A 694-nucleotide genomic window follows, 5' to 3' on the forward strand; every position below is an offset into this window, starting at 1 on the left:
TAATACACATCGTAGCCCGCCATTTGAATACAGCGAATGCCAAGCTTGTAAGCCAATGAAATCGCTTTTTCCATGATGATCAGCGATTCAGTGCGGATACCGTCATCCATTGAGCCAAATGGGAACTTACGGTGCGCGCTCAAACACATCGATTGGAATGGCATTTGATGCTTTTCACATAGGCGGCGAAGTTCATAAATCTCTTCGTCTGACCAATCTAAACGAGCACGTCGCTCGTCGGTCTCATCGACTGAAATTTCTACAAAGTCGAAGCCAGCTTCTTTGGCGTGAACCAAACGCTCTACCCATGTAAGGGTGGTTGGCATCGCTTTTTCGTAAATACCTAATCTGAATTTGTTTTTAGAATCAAACATTCTTTTTCCTTAAAAGAGTTGTTGTTCTATACGCGTTGTTATGTCTTGAATTCTGCTAGCAATTTCTTCGTAGCCGAGAGCTTTCATTTTTGGCGTAAGCGAAGAGACGCTAACCGCGTATACAGGAGAATTGTTCTTGTCAAAAATAGGGACAGCAACACAAGAAATACCTGCTTCGTTCTCTTCATCATCGAGCGCATAACCACGGCTCTTAATTTTATCGAGAACACCAAAAAATTGAGACTTGTCGAGAATCGTGTTTTCAGTTAACGGCTTCATTGTGCTGACATTGCGTTTCCAATAGGTTTCTCGAACGCTGT

The 694-nt window shown here is 42.8% G+C and carries 2 protein-coding genes; both read right to left on the reverse strand.

All coding sequences use genetic code 11. The annotated features are described in order from the left end of the window. The coding region (locus AB4653_RS17625) for a TIM barrel protein (RefSeq protein ID WP_372104856.1) at positions 1–374 on the reverse strand (374 nt) is incomplete at its 3' end. Positions 375–383: 9 nt separating this feature from the next. Next, a partial coding sequence (locus AB4653_RS17630) for an IclR family transcriptional regulator C-terminal domain-containing protein (protein ID WP_372104858.1) occupies positions 384–694 on the reverse strand: 311 nt, incomplete at its 5' end.

The organism is Vibrio sp. 10N.222.48.A3 (assembly GCF_041475345.1).
GTDB classification, from domain to species: Bacteria; Pseudomonadota; Gammaproteobacteria; order Enterobacterales; family Vibrionaceae; genus Vibrio; species Vibrio tasmaniensis_A.